Annotated in this window: 1 pseudogene; it reads left to right on the forward strand. The window is 29.5% G+C overall.

Annotated features, from left to right (window positions below):
* Positions 1-235 (forward strand): annotated as a pseudogene (locus tag ACSG5Z_RS30390) (MerR family transcriptional regulator); the annotation flags it as partial.
* Between the last annotated feature and the right edge of the window lie 73 nt (positions 236-308).

The raw sequence follows: 308 nt of genomic DNA on the forward strand, positions 1-308 counted from the left end.
GACATATATTCCTTTAGAGAAAAATGAGTCAGGTTACAATATTTTTGATGAAAATGCTCTTGAGCAAATGAAGATGGTTAAGCAATTACATCGAGAACAGAACTATTCAATAAAACAAATTGAACATTATTTTGCTACAGGTGGAGAGAGTATAAAGCCTGTTCCTAGTAAAGAAGCTGGAGAGATTTTAGCTGAGGAATTAAAATCATTAAAAAATCAATTCATATCCATTAAAATATAAAAAAATTAAGCATCCGACCAATACTTAACTTTATTTATAGGTTGTAGCCCTATAATTAAAAAAGGGG

Source organism: Bacillus pretiosus, from assembly GCF_051294775.1.
In the GTDB taxonomy this organism is placed as follows: Bacteria; Bacillota; Bacilli; order Bacillales; family Bacillaceae_G; genus Bacillus_A; species Bacillus_A wiedmannii.